This is a genomic window from Synechococcus sp. A15-127 (genome assembly GCF_014280215.1).
GTDB lineage: Bacteria > Cyanobacteriota > Cyanobacteriia > PCC-6307 > Cyanobiaceae > Parasynechococcus.
The window spans coordinates 1,683,659-1,696,856 of record NZ_CP047948.1; the positions used below are offsets into that span (position 1 = coordinate 1,683,659).

At 62.8% G+C, this 13,198-nt stretch carries 17 protein-coding genes; 5 read left to right on the forward strand and 12 right to left on the reverse strand.

Features of this window, described 5'->3' with window-relative positions; translation table 11 throughout:
• Together SynA15127_RS08880 and SynA15127_RS08885 are read left to right on the forward strand one after the other, a co-directional pair.
• A complete protein-coding gene (locus SynA15127_RS08880) occupies positions 1 to 618 on the forward strand; it encodes a DUF938 domain-containing protein (protein ID WP_186483748.1) in 618 nt (205 codons plus the stop codon).
• 65 nt (positions 619 to 683) lie between these two features.
• On the forward strand, positions 684 to 1,709 hold the full coding sequence (locus tag SynA15127_RS08885) for a mechanosensitive ion channel family protein (RefSeq protein ID WP_186483749.1): 1,026 nt from the start codon (positions 684 to 686) through the stop codon (positions 1,707 to 1,709).
• Here the strand turns inward: SynA15127_RS08885 and SynA15127_RS08890 are convergent.
• Together SynA15127_RS08890 and SynA15127_RS08895 are read right to left on the reverse strand one after the other, a co-directional pair.
• Complete coding sequence (locus SynA15127_RS08890) at positions 1,670 to 1,996, reverse strand: Tat pathway signal protein (protein ID WP_186483750.1); 327 nt, start codon at positions 1,994 to 1,996, stop codon at positions 1,670 to 1,672. The genes SynA15127_RS08885 and SynA15127_RS08890 overlap by 40 nt on opposite strands.
• The gene (locus SynA15127_RS08895) at positions 1,996 to 2,172 is read right to left on the reverse strand and encodes a hypothetical protein (RefSeq protein WP_186483751.1); all 177 of its coding nucleotides are present in this window, start codon (positions 2,170 to 2,172) and stop codon (positions 1,996 to 1,998) included. Before SynA15127_RS08895 ends, SynA15127_RS08890 begins: the two co-directional genes overlap by 1 nt.
• Positions 2,173 to 2,251: 79 nt before the next feature.
• Between SynA15127_RS08895 and purS the strand changes: the two genes are divergently transcribed.
• From purS to SynA15127_RS08910, 3 genes are read left to right on the forward strand one after another with little or no spacing between them, the layout of a single operon-like run.
• On the forward strand, positions 2,252 to 2,506 hold the full coding sequence (gene purS / locus SynA15127_RS08900; protein WP_186483752.1) for a phosphoribosylformylglycinamidine synthase subunit PurS: 255 nt from the start codon (positions 2,252 to 2,254) through the stop codon (positions 2,504 to 2,506).
• The gene (gene purQ, locus SynA15127_RS08905; RefSeq protein WP_186483753.1) at positions 2,503 to 3,156 is read left to right on the forward strand and encodes a phosphoribosylformylglycinamidine synthase subunit PurQ; all 654 of its coding nucleotides are present in this window, start codon (positions 2,503 to 2,505) and stop codon (positions 3,154 to 3,156) included. The genes purS and purQ overlap by 4 nt, the downstream gene beginning before the upstream one ends.
• Positions 3,156 to 4,121 carry an LD-carboxypeptidase gene (locus tag SynA15127_RS08910; RefSeq protein ID WP_186483754.1) on the forward strand — a complete coding sequence of 322 codons (966 nt, stop codon included), beginning with the start codon at positions 3,156 to 3,158 and terminating at the stop codon, positions 4,119 to 4,121. Before purQ ends, SynA15127_RS08910 begins: the two co-directional genes overlap by 1 nt.
• 53 nt (positions 4,122 to 4,174) lie before the next feature.
• On the opposite strand, the gene fba is transcribed toward SynA15127_RS08910, so the two are convergent.
• The 10 genes from fba to lpxD form a co-directional block, all read right to left on the reverse strand.
• Complete coding sequence (gene fba, locus SynA15127_RS08915; protein WP_186483755.1) at positions 4,175 to 5,248, reverse strand: class II fructose-bisphosphate aldolase; 1,074 nt, start codon at positions 5,246 to 5,248, stop codon at positions 4,175 to 4,177.
• Positions 5,249 to 5,373: 125 nt separating this feature from the next.
• A complete protein-coding gene (locus SynA15127_RS08920; RefSeq protein ID WP_186483756.1) occupies positions 5,374 to 6,441 on the reverse strand; it encodes a class I fructose-bisphosphate aldolase in 1,068 nt (355 codons plus the stop codon).
• A 118-nt stretch (positions 6,442 to 6,559) separates the two neighbouring features.
• Positions 6,560 to 7,630, reverse strand: coding sequence for a Gfo/Idh/MocA family protein (locus SynA15127_RS08925; RefSeq protein WP_186483757.1), 1,071 nt, complete (start codon positions 7,628 to 7,630; stop codon positions 6,560 to 6,562).
• A gap of 1 nt (position 7,631) precedes the next feature.
• Positions 7,632 to 8,006 carry a hypothetical protein gene (locus SynA15127_RS08930; protein WP_186483758.1) on the reverse strand — a complete coding sequence of 125 codons (375 nt, stop codon included), beginning with the start codon at positions 8,004 to 8,006 and terminating at the stop codon, positions 7,632 to 7,634.
• Positions 8,003 to 8,884 (reverse strand): acetyl-CoA carboxylase, carboxyltransferase subunit beta, encoded by an 882-nt coding sequence (accD, locus tag SynA15127_RS08935; RefSeq protein ID WP_043691868.1) that lies wholly within the window; start codon positions 8,882 to 8,884, stop codon positions 8,003 to 8,005. Before accD ends, SynA15127_RS08930 begins: the two co-directional genes overlap by 4 nt.
• 22 nt (positions 8,885 to 8,906) lie before the next feature.
• Entirely contained in the window at positions 8,907 to 9,707 is an 801-nt protein-coding gene (locus SynA15127_RS08940) for an A24 family peptidase (RefSeq protein WP_186483759.1), read from the reverse strand.
• The gene (locus SynA15127_RS08945) at positions 9,695 to 9,901 is read right to left on the reverse strand and encodes a hypothetical protein (RefSeq protein ID WP_255475450.1); all 207 of its coding nucleotides are present in this window, start codon (positions 9,899 to 9,901) and stop codon (positions 9,695 to 9,697) included. Before SynA15127_RS08945 ends, SynA15127_RS08940 begins: the two co-directional genes overlap by 13 nt.
• 147 nt (positions 9,902 to 10,048) lie before the next feature.
• Positions 10,049 to 10,951, reverse strand: a complete 903-nt coding sequence (locus SynA15127_RS08950) for a phosphoribulokinase (RefSeq protein WP_186483760.1) — start codon at positions 10,949 to 10,951, stop codon at positions 10,049 to 10,051.
• Between the two features lie 64 nt (positions 10,952 to 11,015).
• Positions 11,016 to 12,089, reverse strand: a complete 1,074-nt coding sequence (gene leuB, locus SynA15127_RS08955) for a 3-isopropylmalate dehydrogenase (protein WP_186483761.1) — start codon at positions 12,087 to 12,089, stop codon at positions 11,016 to 11,018.
• 32 nt (positions 12,090 to 12,121) lie between these two features.
• On the reverse strand, positions 12,122 to 13,165 hold the full coding sequence (gene lpxD, locus SynA15127_RS08960; protein ID WP_186483762.1) for a UDP-3-O-(3-hydroxymyristoyl)glucosamine N-acyltransferase: 1,044 nt from the start codon (positions 13,163 to 13,165) through the stop codon (positions 12,122 to 12,124).
• Positions 13,166 to 13,198 lie beyond the last annotated feature (33 nt).

A 13,198-nucleotide genomic window follows, 5' to 3' on the forward strand; every position in this document is an offset into this window, starting at 1 on the left:
ATGGACCAACGGCTTTTTTTCCCAGCCACGGAACGCAATCGTGGCCCCATTGGCGATCTGCTGAGCCAGCTGTTGCCCGCCTCAGGAGCCGTGCTGGAACTGGCCAGCGGCAGTGGTGAGCACGCCGTCTGCTTTCAGCAGCGCTTTCCCCAGCTGCGCTGGCAGGCCAGCGATCCGGATCCAGACCATCGCGCCAGCATCAACGCCTGGATCCAGCACCAGGGTCTGAGCCAGGTGATGCCGGCAGCCCTCAATCTGGATGTTGAGAAACGCCCCTGGCCCCTGCCCCCGACCGTCCACGAATCACTGAACGCAGTGGTTTGCATCAACCTGCTGCACATCAGTCCAGCCAGCTGCACGGATGCCGTACTTGAGGAATCTGCTCTGCTGCTCCCCAGTGGAGCCCCCTTGATCATTTACGGCCCGTTCATGCGCAATGGCGCTCACACGAGTGCAAGCAACGCTGCCTTTGACCAATCCCTCAGGGAACGGAACGATGAGTGGGGATTGAGAGAGCTGAACCAGGTGACAGCAATCGCCACCATCGCTGGCTTCAGGATCGATGACGTGGTCTCCATGCCCGCCAACAATCTGACCCTCGTTCTTCAGCGTGCTTAAGCCCGATATCGCTTGCCATCGTCAGGAAGGCCGTGGACAATCACGCGATAGCACCGGCTTGAGTGATGGATCTGACTGATTTTTTGGCGAAGGTGCTAATCGGTTCAGCCATCACCCTGAGCCTGTCGTTCCTGTTCAAGACGTGCTTCCCTCGATTCACCAAGCGGAGCAAAACCGATTTCGACGACTTCGTGCTCGGCGCCCTTGCCGCTTCGGTTGTGCCTTTTGGCTTGGTGGTCACCCTGATTCTGGCGCAGGATGATTTAGGCCTGCCCAACAACGTTGAGAGGGCCTACAACACATCACTCCGAATTGTTGGCACGATCATTCTGATTCGGTTGATCAACCGAATCGGATCTCGATTCGTTTTCGGATTGGTGCGCCGCTCAGGCGCGGAAGATCTTCAACATCTTCTTCAGAGCCTGCTGCCCCTTTTGAGAACCGTGGTGTGGGGCATCGGCACCTTGGTGCTGCTGCAGAGTCTGGGCGTAAAGATGACAGTGATCTGGGGTTTGCTCAGCGCCGGCGGCATCGGCATCGGCTTGGCCCTGAAAGAACCAGCCCAGGAATTGTTCGCCTACTTGATGATTCTTCTGGACAAGCCCTTCACCGTTGGGCAATTCATCTCGGTGGGGTCCACATCAGCAACAGTGGAACGCATCGGTGTTCGCTCCACCCATCTGCGCAGCCTGCGCGGCGAACAAGTGGTGATGAGCAATTCAACCCTCACAGGGTCCACCATCCTCAATTTCGCCGAAATGGAACAACGCCGAATGATCTATTCCATTGGCGTCACCTACAGCACATCAGCCGATCAGATGAAGGCGATCCCGACGATGATTCAAGCCGTTATCGATGCTCAAGAGCACAGCAGCTTCAATCGCTGCCACTTCACCGAATTCGCTGATTCAAGTTTGAATTTTGAACTGGTTTATTACATCGACACCCGCGATTTCACCGTCGCCATGAACGAACAGCAAGCGATCAACCTCGGAATCATGGAAGCCTTCGCCGCCGAAGGCATCACATTTGCCTTCCCCACTCAGACCCTCTATCTCGAGGGGGAGTCAAGACCGGTGACATCCTCCTGACCTCCTGCAGGGGGGGCCCATGCCCCGCGCTGCAACCACAGACCGACTGCGGTGATCAACACCAGCGACACAATCGTCATCGCAGGAATCAACCGCCGTCTTGCCGGTCGTACCGCAACATCACCGGCCGCATTGAGGCCGTCCTGACGAGCCTGCAGAAATCCCCCTCGCCGGCATCTGTTGCAGAGGGTTTCACTCAATCCGGCGTTCTTGAGTTTGAAGCCGTAACGGCCGGGGATGTCGACCGGTTCACCGCAGATTCGACAGGGGAGTGAAAACATAGCCATCACCACCACTGCAGGTGAAACCGGTCTACCACCATGTCAATCCAGAGGCAGATCACCCAGGGCTGCAGGCCGCGCAAAGCATCACCATCACAAGGGTCTGCAGCAGCGAAAGCCGAACCAGGGAGACGCTGAACACGGCTTGGGGAAAGGCACCCCCCTTCAACCTGCAGAGCCATGACCCTGCATCAGCGCAGGATCAACAGATGTCTTAAGGGATGAGTGTCTGGCAGGATTCAACCAACTCCTCGGGTGATCGTGCCGCGTTATCAAGCCCGCGTCCTGGTGCGCCTGCGTCCCTCCGTGCTCGATCCAGCCGGCGAAGCAGCACGCAGCGCGGCCAACAGGCTCGGCGTGGAAGGCATCAGCAAACTGCGCATCGGCAAATCGGTTGAGATGGAGGTGGAGGCGCCCGATGAAGCCGAGGCACGGCGACGCTTGGAACTGCTCAGCGATCGGCTGCTGGCCAATCCTGTAATCGAAGACTGGTCTCTGGAGCTGCAGAACCCATGAGCATCGGTGTCGTGGTGTTCCCCGGCTCCAATTGCGACCGGGATGTGCAATGGGCCACCGAAGGCTGCCTGGGCATGCCCACCCGTCGGCTCTGGCATGAAGACACCGACCTGAGCGGGCTGGAGGCAGTGGTGCTGCCCGGCGGCTTCAGCTACGGCGACTACCTGCGCTGTGGTGCGATCGCCCGCTTCGCACCGGTGCTGCAGTCGCTTCTGGATTTCGCCTCCCGCGGCGGCAGGGTGCTGGGCATCTGCAACGGCTTCCAGGTGCTCACGGAACTTGGACTGCTGCCCGGGGCCCTCACCCGCAACCGCGATCTGCACTTCATCTGCGAGGACGCGCAGCTGCAGGTGGCCAGTGCCCGCAGCCCCTGGCTGCGGGCCTACGGCCCCGCAGGCACGCTGACCCTCCCGATCGCCCACGGAGAAGGGCGTTATCAGTGCAGCGACGACACCCTGAGCCAACTGCAGGACGACGATGCCATTGCCCTGCGTTACGGCAGCAACCCCAACGGCTCAGTAGCCGACATCGCCGGCATCACCAACACCGCAGGCAACGTGCTGGGGCTGATGCCGCATCCGGAACGGGCCTGTGATCCAGCCATCGGGGGCGTCGATGGGCGAGCCATGCTCGAAGCGCTGCTGAGCTGATGTTGAACCGTCGATCGCTGCTGATTTCAGGAGCGACGGCGGCCATGGCGGCGCTGCTGCCACATCGATCGCAAGCCTCTCGTGCAGACGGCCTCAACAGGCCGGCGCCGCTGCGCCGAGGCTCCCGGCTGCGGGCGGTGAATCCAGGCACCTGGATGGATCCGGAGATGGATTTCGCCCCCCTGATCGAGCGCTGTGCCGCTGAAGGATGGCTGCTGGAGATCCCCGACACGGTGCGACGCCAATGGCGCTATTTCTCCGGAACGGATCAGCAGCGCGTCGCCGAGCTGAACGCAGCCTGGAACGATCCGACCCTGGACGGCGTGTTGTACGTGGGTGGCGGCTGGGGTGGCGCGCGGGTGCTGGAGGCCGGCTTCCGCTTCCCACAGCGAGCCCTGTGGTCGGTGGGCTTCTCCGATTCCAGCTCTCTGCTGCTGGCCCAGTGGGCAGCCGGGCTGCCGGGGGCCATCCATGGTTCCTGCGGTGGACCGGACGAACGCTGGCAACGGACGGTGGCTCTGCTGAGCGGACAACCTGTGGCTCCACTGCAAGGAGTCGGCAGACGTCCCGGCCAAGCCAAAGGTCCGCTGGTGGTGACCAATCTCACCGTGGCAACGCATCTGATCGGCACTCCCTGGATGCCGGATCTGCGCGGCGCGATCCTGGTGCTGGAAGACGTTGGCGAAGCTCCCTACCGGGTGGACCGGATGCTGACCCAGTGGCGCAGCGCCGGGTTGCTTCAACAACTCTCCGGCGTAGCTTGCGGGCGGTTCAGCTGGGAGAAGGACGACATCCTTCCCGGTGACTTCACGATGGAGGAGATCCTGGAGGAGCGACTGGGGGATCTGGGCGTGCCGCTGGTTGTCGATCTACCCCTGGGCCATGGGTTGCCCAACATGGCGCTGCCCCTGGGAGTGGAGGCCAAGATCAACGGGGGGGCGGGCCGCCTCAGCGTGATCACTTGACATCAAAAAAGGGGCCCGAAGGCCCCCTTTTTTAAATCCGTGGCAACTGGCGATCAGGCGGCGACGGCAGTCTTGGGGTCGAGAGCGCCTTTGGCGTAGAGACCTGCGTAGTAGTTGATGTCGCGCTGCTTGATCTTGCTGGCGTTGCCGGCAGCCCAGAACTGCTGGTAGCGATCCAGGCAGACCTGCTTCATGTACTTCCTTGCCGGCTTGTTGAAGTGGCGGGGGTCGAAGTTGGCAGGATCGGCCATGGCGGCTTCACGCACAGCGGCGGTGAAGGCGAGGCGGTTATCGGTGTCAATGTTCACCTTGCGCACACCGTTGCGGATGCCTTCCTGGATCTCTTCGACGGGAACGCCGTAGGTCTCGGGGATGGCACCGCCGTACTTGTTGATCATTTCCAGCCATTCCTGAGGAACGGAGGAGGAGCCGTGCATCACCAGGTGGGTGTTGGGGATGGCTTTGTGGATTTCAGCGATCCGACTGATGGCCAGCACTTCACCGGTGGGCTTGCGGGTGAACTTGTAGGCGCCGTGGCTGGTGCCGATGGCAATGGCCAGAGCATCAACCTTGGTCTTGGCCACGAAATCAGCAGCCTCGGCGGGGTCGGTCAGCAGCTGATCCTTGGACAGCTCACCCTCGAAACCGTGGCCGTCCTCCGCTTCACCCTTACCGGTTTCCAGGGAGCCCAGGCAGCCCAGCTCGCCTTCCACACTCACGCCGATGGCATGGGCCACGTCCACCACGTTCTTGGTGACGTTGACGTTGTACTCGTAGCTGGCAGGAGTCTTGGCGTCGGCCTCCAGGGAGCCGTCCATCATCACGGAGGTGAAACCGTTGGCAGCAGCACCGAAGCAGGTGGCAGGGCTGTTGCCGTGGTCCTGGTGCATCACCACAGGGATATCTGGGTAGGTCTCCACCGCAGCCAGGATCAGGTGACGCAGGAAGCTCTCGCCTGCATAGGTGCGGGCACCGCGGGAAGCCTGGAGAATGACGGGGCTGTCGGTCTCGTGGGCCGCTTCCATGATCGACTGAACCTGCTCCAGGTTGTTCACGTTGAAAGCAGGAATGCCGTAGCCATTTTCGGCGGCGTGGTCGAGCAGGAGCCGAAGCGGAACGAGCGCCATGGGTGAAAATCCGAGAAAGAACCTGAGCGGACATACGTCCGGGGGGCAGGACTTTACCCATGAAACGTTTCAATTGTCACGCAGGCCTGTTGCGCAATTCGCGACAGGCCATAGCGGGATGACGATCAGTACGTATAACCCGCAACAAACAGCTGTTCATCGGACGAGGGCTGTGACCCAGGCACGTATCGCCCAAGAGAAGCTTCCGAGTTGGCTTGCGCACGGGCCAGCAGTGCTGCCTGACCAGCTTCAACGTTTTGACCAGCCCATTTCTTCAGGCAGGAATGCTGCAGAGCGCGTCCATAGGAGAAACCAAGATTCCACTTAGAATTGCACTCGATCGTATTCATATGGTTCAGATAAACCGAGGCGGCCTCCTCACTCAGTCCTCCTGAGAGGAAGACAATGCCGGGCACACTGGCTGGAACGCTGCGTTCAAGAGTATGGACCGTCATTGCAGCAACAGTCGCAGGCTCGACCTTCTGAGAACAGTCAGCACCCTGAACTGTCATGGAAGGCTTCAAAAGCGTGCCCTCTAAAAGAACACCATTCGCCTGGCATGCCTGATACACCTCTTGAATCACGTGCTCTTGAATCCGAGCTGTGGTTTCGATCGTGTGATCTCCATCCATCAAGATCTCAGGCTCAACGATGGGGACAAGACCAGACTCCTGGACAGAGCGGGCATAACGGGCCAGTCCCCAAGCATTCTCCCTGACGGAAAGAGCCGTGGGACAGCCATCGGAGGTGATCTGAAGCACTGCTCTCCACTTGGCGAAGCGAGCACCTTGCGCGTAGTAATCAGCCGCTCGCTCAACCAGACCGTCGAGACCCGTACAGAGAGTTTCAACCGAGTTTGCACCAGGAAGTGGCCGCAATCCCTTATCAACCTTGATCCCAGGAACAATGCCTAACTGAGCGAGCTTGCTCACCATGGACTCACCATCGGCATGGTTCTGGAAGAGTGTTTCTTCATAGAGAATCGCTCCACTTATGAATTCTCCCAGACCAGCCGTCGTGAAAAGCATTCCGCGGTAAGCCTGACGATTAGCCTCCGTGTTCTCAACTCCAATTGTTCCCAGACGCTTACCAATTGTCTTTGTTGATTCATCAACAGCAAGAATTCCTTTGCCCGGTGAAGCCAGGTGCCGAGCTGTTGAAACGAGCTCCTCAGAAAAATCCAGCAATGACATTGAAAGTCGACGGGGATGAAGATGTTGAATCCCAACGTCAACCAATTGATGTCAAAAACTACGGACAGAGGTGAGATTTGCGCTCCCTCCTTGCGGTCATTTAAGCCAAATCAAGATCTCAAATATCACAAGAAGCCTGATCGCAAGCCCTGCGGCTGGCGACACCCTCGGCCAGGCCAGGAATCATCGGCCGACCGCTGCGGATGCTCTCCGCCCACCAGCCCTGAACCCTCGCCACCGGAGCAATCCGGCCATCGGCCCATGTGGTTTCGAACGCCAGATCGGCATCGGCCTCGATCGGTCTCAGCGCCTCACCGGCAGCGGCATGTTGCAGCGCGAAGCCATGCACGTAATCCTTCTGATTCGGGCTGCCGAGGATGAGACAGCCCTCCGAGCCGTACACCTCCAGCCAGCAACCGCGGCCGTTGCGTGCCACGGAGGCGAGATTGATCTGAGCGGGAACGGTGCTGTCGGCTTGTGCCTGCCACTGCAGGCGGGCCTGGATCAAGGAAACATCCTCGGAATCGACGGCCGCCATGCCCCCGTCACCAAGCGGACGCTCCTGGATCGAGGTGGCGTTGAGAGCCTGCACCCCGCTCAGCGGTCCGATCAGCCAGGCCAGGATGTCCATGGCGTGGGTGCCGAGCGCGCCGATCACCCCACCACCCTCCGACGCCTGGGAATACCAGTTCCAGCCGCGGCTGGCATCGGCCCGGCTGCTCATCAGCCAGTCGAGTTTCACCAGCCAGGGGGTGCCCACCGCACCGGCCCGCAGCAGCCGCTCCGCCTGCATGAACAGGGGCACGGCCCGGTACTCGTAATTCACGGCGACAGACAGCTGCCGCTCCATGGCCAGCCGCTGAAGATCCCTGGCCTGATCGGCCTGAAGTGCCACCGGTTTCTCCAGCAGCAGATGCTTGCCGGCCAAGAGAGCCTGACGCGCCAGCTCGTGGCGGGGCGCAGGCGGTGTGGCGATCACGATCGCCTCGACGGCCGGATCCGCCAGCAGAGCCCCCCAGTCCGAATGACCGGGAAGGCCATGGGTGGAGCAGGCCTGCTCGAGACGGGCAGGGCGCGGATGCCACAGCGCAACGGGAGTCAGATCCGCATTCGCCTGAAGAGCCGGCAGATGCACCTTCTCACCGAAACCGAGGCCGGCGATGGCGACACCGATGGGTCGATAGGTCATCTCAGCTGGCGAGGGGGACGTCACAGACGGCACCGATCACCGACACGATCAGCTCATCGCTGCCGGCGGCCTGCCACTGGGCACGGAAGCGGGGAATGCCGTTCACCTGCTGATCCCGGTACAGCTTCTGGGCACAGTCGATCTGCATCACGAACAGCTCGCCGTTGCGGGGCGCCTCCCCATCCACGGCAGCCGGTGTGAACCGGCTCAGCACGGTGCGCAGCCCCTCGCGGTTCTCCCGCACACTGCCGCTGTCCCACCACTGCTGACCGGCCTCAGTTGCCGGAACCTCAACCCATTCAACAGGCCCCGCCCAGGCCGGAGACGCCCCCAGCACCAGAACGGCCAGAAGCATGGCCAGAAGACGGACGATCATGCGCTGGCGAGCTCCAGGGCGGCACAGCCGTGCAGACGCAGCACCCTGGCCAGGGTGCTGCGCAGCTGGGTGCGGGGGACGATCACATCGACGAAACCGTGATCGCGGAGGTACTCAGCCGTCTGAAAATTGTCCGGCAGCTTTTCACGCAGGGTCTGCTCGATCACGCGGCGGCCGGCGAATCCGATCAGCGCCTTCGGCTCCGCCAGGATCAGATCGCCGAGCATCGCGAAGCTGGCGGTGACCCCACCGGTGGTGGGGTGGGTGAGCAGCGGCATGTAGAGCAGTTCCGCCTCGCGATGACGCTCGAGCGCCCCGGAGATCTTGGCCATCTGCATCAGGCTGAGCATCCCCTCCTGCATGCGGGCACCACCGGAGGCGCAGACGATCAGCAGCGGCAGCTTCTGGGCCGTGGCCCGCTCGATCAGACGGGTGATCCTCTCGCCCACCACCGAGCCCATCGAGCCACCCATGAAGCGGAAATCCATCACAGCCAATGCCAGACCGATGCCCTCCACCCGGCAGAAGCCGCTCACCACGCCATCCTTCAGACCGGTGGCCGCCTGACTCTCCCGCAGGCGATCGGCGTAGGCGCGTCGATCCTTGAACTCCAGGGGATCCATGGGGGCGAGATCCGCATCGAATTCCTGGAAGCTGCCGGAATCAGCGATCACCTCAATGCGTTCACCGCTGTCGATGCGGTGGTGGTAGCCGCAGCCGGCACAGACGCTGGCATTGGCCTTGAGATCCTTCAGGTAGACGACCTGGCCGCATTCGGGGCACTTGTTCCAGAGGCCATCACCTTCCTCCGGCTCCTGGCTCACCTTGCCGACGAACTGGCCTTTCCGGCGATCAGCGAACCAGTCGAACAGAGACACGGGAACCGCACGGTTCCGACCATTAAAGACCCAGCAGGTGGAGCCACTGCTGCCACCACCAGAGGGGGCCCGTGAGCCAGACCAGCCAGATGCCGAGTGCGATGAAGGGGCCGAAGGGAAAGGCCTGCCGTGGCTGCAGCCGACCGCTCAGCCTCCCGGCTGCACCGAACAGGGCTCCCGCGAAGATGGCCAGGGCCATCGCTGCCGCGATGCCGGCAGCACCGAGCCAGGCGCCACCCATGGCCGCCAGCTTGGCGTCCCCCAGACCGAGCGCCGGCTGACCGAGCAGCCGTTCCGCCAGGGCGCTGATGGACTCCATCAGCAGCAGAGCCAGACAGGCGGCGATCAGATGATCCGCCAGAACGGGGATGCCGGCAGCAGCCGACAGCACCAGGCCCAGCACCAGCCCCCAGCGACAGAGCGGCTCGGGCAACCAGAGATGGTCGAGATCGATCAGCACCAGAGGCAGCAGCAGCGCGATCAGCGGCAGCCCAGCCCACGGCAGCAACCACAGCGGCAGACCCCCGCCACCGCTCTCAGCAACCGCCAGAGCCGACAGCCAAAGAGCTGCGCTGAGTGTTTCCACAGCTGGATATCGCCAGCTGATCGAGGCCTGGCAGTCGCGGCAGCGCCCGGCCAGGAGCAGCCAGCCCAGCAACGGCAGATTGTCGTGCCAGCGGATGGCATGACCGCAGCGGGGGCAGTGACTGCCGGGGAACACCACCGATTCGCCCCGCGGCAGACGCCACACCACCACGTTGGTGAAACTTCCGACACAGGCTCCAAGCAGCGCTGCCCAGAGCAGGGGGATCACACCTTCCATCGCGGACGTTGCTTGAAAGGGCGGCGGCGGATCAGATCCAAGGCGATGAACTCCTCATCCGGCAGCAGCACCGGCAGGTCGAACACCACCCGCCCCTGGGAGAGCTCCGTGCTCAGCACAACACCACAGGGGTCTACCCCCACAGCGGCATTGCTGAGGAAGGAGAAGTAGACCTCCCGGGCACGGGCGATCAACGCACGGCTGTCGACACGATCCCAGCGGGGTGAGCGGGGGGCTCCGGAGGCTCCGCTGATCTCAAAGGAGGGCGTTGAAACGGAAATGGGCCCACCTGATCACTCAGACGAACCCACATTAGAGATGAATTGTGAACAGGAATCAGCTCAGCTGAGATTCTTCTGCTCTTCCACCATGCGGTGAATGATCGGAGTGAGGATCAGTTCCATCGCAAACCCCATCTTGCCGCCGTTCACCACGATGCTGGTGGGGCTGGACATGAAGGAATCGTGGATCATGTTCAGCAGGTAGCCGAAGTCGATCCCCCACTTCTCACGAGCTCCCTTGCGGAAGTGAATGATCACGAAACTTTCATCCGGGGTGGGGATGTTGCGGCAGATGAATGGGTTGGAGGTGTCCACTGTGGGAACCCGCTGGAAGTTGATGTCCGTCTCGCTGAACTGCGGGCAGACGTGGTTGATGTAATCCGGCATCCGGCGCAGGATCGTGTCGACGATCGCTTCCGCGGAATAACCGCGCTCGGCATTGTCGCGATGGATCTTCTGGATCCATTCCAGGTTGGTGATCGGCACCACACCCACCAGCAGATCGGCCAGTGCCGCCACGTTGTATCCCTCACCCCGCACGCCACCGTGCAGGCCTTCGTAAAACAGCAGGTCGGTGCCTGAGGGGATCTCCTCCCAGGGGGTGAACTGACCGGGACCAAGATCGACACCGAGTCGTGCGTTGTGCTCGGTGGCTTCCTCGGGGCTGTGCAGGTAGTAGCGCTTCTGCCCGGTACCGGTTTCGCCATAGACCCGGAAAAGCTCCTCGAGCTTGTCGAACAGGTTGGCTTCCGGACCGAAGTGGGAGAAGTTCTCACCACGGGCCAGGGCGTCAGCCATGGCCTGTTTCATCGGCATCCGCTCGTAGCGGTGATAGCTGTCGCCTTCCACCACCGCCGGCGTGATGCCTTCGCGAGCGAAGATGTGCTCGAAGGCGCGCTTGACGGTGCTGGTTCCAGCACCGGACGAACCGGTGACAGCGACTACCGGGTGACGCTTCGACATCGACGCAGGGACTACGGGCTCGGCGAGTTTGCCAGATCGAGGCCCATTTTCACCAATACAGACATCAGAGCGCTTCAATCAGCGCCCTGCCCATGGCGCTGCAGCCCACCGGCGTGCAGCCCTCGGCCATCAGATCACCCGTGCGCAGACCCGACGCCAGCACCGTGTCGACGGCCCGCTCGAGATCCGCCGCCGCGGCCGACTGCTTCAAGCCGATGCGCAGCATCATGGCGGCGGACAGCACCATCGCCATGGGGTTCGCCTTGTCCTGACCGGCGATGTCGGGGGCGGAGCCATGCACGGGCTCGAACAGTCCGGGACCATCACTGCCCAGCGACGCGGACGGCAGCATGCCGATGGAGCCGGTGAGCATCGCCGCCTCGTCACTGAGGATGTCGCCGAACAGATTGCCCGTGAGCAGCACATCGAACTGGCGCGGGTCCCGCACCAGCTGCATCGCGGCATTGTCCACATACATGTGGCTCACCTCCACATCGCCATAGCCGGGGGCCATCGTCTCGACGCGATCACGCCAGAGCTGACTCACATCCAGCACATTGGCCTTGTCCACCGAGCAGAGACGACCACGACGCTCGCGGGCCAGATCGAAGGCCACCCTGGCGATCCGATCCACCTCTGATGCGGAGTAAGTCATGGTGTTGAAGCCCCGCTCCTCGCCGTCGGCCTCGATCCGCCCCTTGGGCTGACCGAAGTAAATGCCGCCGGTGAGTTCACGCACCACCATCAGATCCACGCCCTCGATCACCTCGGGCCGCAGGCTGCTGGCCCCAATCAGTGCGGGCACGATCTTCACCGGCCGCAGGTTGGCGAACAGCTGCATGCCAGCCCGCAGACCGAGCAGACCGGTCTCCGGTCGCTTCTCCCGGGGCAGGCTGTCGAAGCGGGGGCTGCCGATCGCCGCCAGCAGCACAGCATCCGCCTGCCTGCACGCCTCCAGCGTTGAGGCGGGCAGCGGCTCACCGCTGGCGTCGATGGCGCTGCCACCGATGGGCTGCTCCTCGAAGCTGAGCTGGAACCCGTGCCGCTCGCTCACCATCTCCAGAAGCTGGCGGGCCACGGCGGTGATTTCCGGACCGATGCCGTCACCGGGAAGCAGAACGACGCGGTGCTGGGCCATGGAGGACCTGTGTGACAGGACAGCCGCTGAGATTACTGAGCTGAGTCCCGCTTGAGCTCCCGCAGCGTCCTGGCCATCTCCGGCAGCTTGCTGAAGGCCGCGGAACAGCGCAGCCACAACCGGTTGGGAATCGCCGGATACCCACTCACCACCTCACCGGCCGCCACCTCACCGTGCAGACCGCTCTTGGAGCTGGCGATGGCCCGATCGCCGATCACGGTGCGGTTGGCCACGCCCACCTGCCCCGCCAGGATCACGCCATGGCCGATGCGGGCACCACCAGCGATGCCCACCTGGGAGGCGAAGGCACAGCCCCGGCCGGTGGTCACCCCATGACCGACCTGAACCAGGTTGTCGATCTTGGTGCCAGCACCGATCCGCGTCTCTCCCACCGAGGGGCGGTCGATGGTGCTGCCGCAACCCACCTCCACACCGTCTTCCAGCACCACCTGTCCCGTCTGGGGCATCTTGCGCCACCCCTCGGCCGTGGGAACGAAACCGAACCCCTCGGAGCCGATCACGGCATTGGAATGCACCACGCAGCCCCGCCCGACCCGGCTGCCGGGATGGAGCACGGCATTGGCGTGCAGTTCACAGCCGTCGGCGACGACGACATCGTCGTAAACCACCACCCCGGGATGCACGATGCAGTTCGCACCGATCCGGCTGGCGGCACCGATGCAGACCCGTGGTCCGATGGCCGTGCCGGGTCCCACCTGAGCCCGGTCGTCGATCACGGCCGTGGGGTGAATCTCCGCCAGGGGGCGACGACGGGGATGCAACCGCTCCAGTGCCTCGGCGAAGGCCAGCCGGGGATCGGCGAAGACGGCGAAGGCGATACCGCGCTGGGTGGCCAGATCGATCAGGTCCTGCTGGTCCGGCAGCAGCACAGCCCCGGCATGGCTGTCGGCCAGTGCCGCCGTCAGGGCGTTGCCCTTCTCCAGAAAACTGAGCTGATCCGAAGCTGCCGCCTCAAGCGATGCGGCGCTGCGCAGCTCCGGATCCGTCGCTGTCGCACTGTGCCTCAGACCGGCCTGGCCCTGCTGCAGAGCCGTGATCAGAGTGCTGAAGCGCATGGTTGAGCGATGCCGCGGCCGGATCGTAGGCGC

Coding starts and splice junctions, on each gene's coding strand:
- lpxD (WP_186483762.1), bottom strand. CDS start 13,165: ATGCGCTTCAGCACTCTGATCACGGCTCTGCAGCAGGGCCAGGCCGGT.
- leuB (WP_186483761.1), bottom strand. CDS start 12,089: ATGGCCCAGCACCGCGTCGTTCTGCTTCCCGGTGACGGCATCGGTCCG.
- SynA15127_RS08890 (WP_186483750.1), bottom strand. CDS start 1,996: ATGGCTATGTTTTCACTCCCCTGTCGAATCTGCGGTGAACCGGTCGAC.
- purQ (WP_186483753.1), top strand. CDS start 2,503: ATGAGCATCGGTGTCGTGGTGTTCCCCGGCTCCAATTGCGACCGGGAT.
- SynA15127_RS08885 (WP_186483749.1), top strand. CDS start 684: ATGGATCTGACTGATTTTTTGGCGAAGGTGCTAATCGGTTCAGCCATC.
- SynA15127_RS08880 (WP_186483748.1), top strand. CDS start 1: ATGGACCAACGGCTTTTTTTCCCAGCCACGGAACGCAATCGTGGCCCC.
- SynA15127_RS08925 (WP_186483757.1), bottom strand. CDS start 7,630: ATGACCTATCGACCCATCGGTGTCGCCATCGCCGGCCTCGGTTTCGGT.
- SynA15127_RS08940 (WP_186483759.1), bottom strand. CDS start 9,707: ATGGAAGGTGTGATCCCCCTGCTCTGGGCAGCGCTGCTTGGAGCCTGT.
- SynA15127_RS08910 (WP_186483754.1), top strand. CDS start 3,156: ATGTTGAACCGTCGATCGCTGCTGATTTCAGGAGCGACGGCGGCCATG.
- SynA15127_RS08920 (WP_186483756.1), bottom strand. CDS start 6,441: ATGTCATTGCTGGATTTTTCTGAGGAGCTCGTTTCAACAGCTCGGCAC.
- SynA15127_RS08950 (WP_186483760.1), bottom strand. CDS start 10,951: ATGTCGAAGCGTCACCCGGTAGTCGCTGTCACCGGTTCGTCCGGTGCT.
- SynA15127_RS08895 (WP_186483751.1), bottom strand. CDS start 2,172: ATGGCTCTGCAGGTTGAAGGGGGGTGCCTTTCCCCAAGCCGTGTTCAG.
- SynA15127_RS08930 (WP_186483758.1), bottom strand. CDS start 8,006: ATGATCGTCCGTCTTCTGGCCATGCTTCTGGCCGTTCTGGTGCTGGGG.
- fba (WP_186483755.1), bottom strand. CDS start 5,248: ATGGCGCTCGTTCCGCTTCGGCTCCTGCTCGACCACGCCGCCGAAAAT.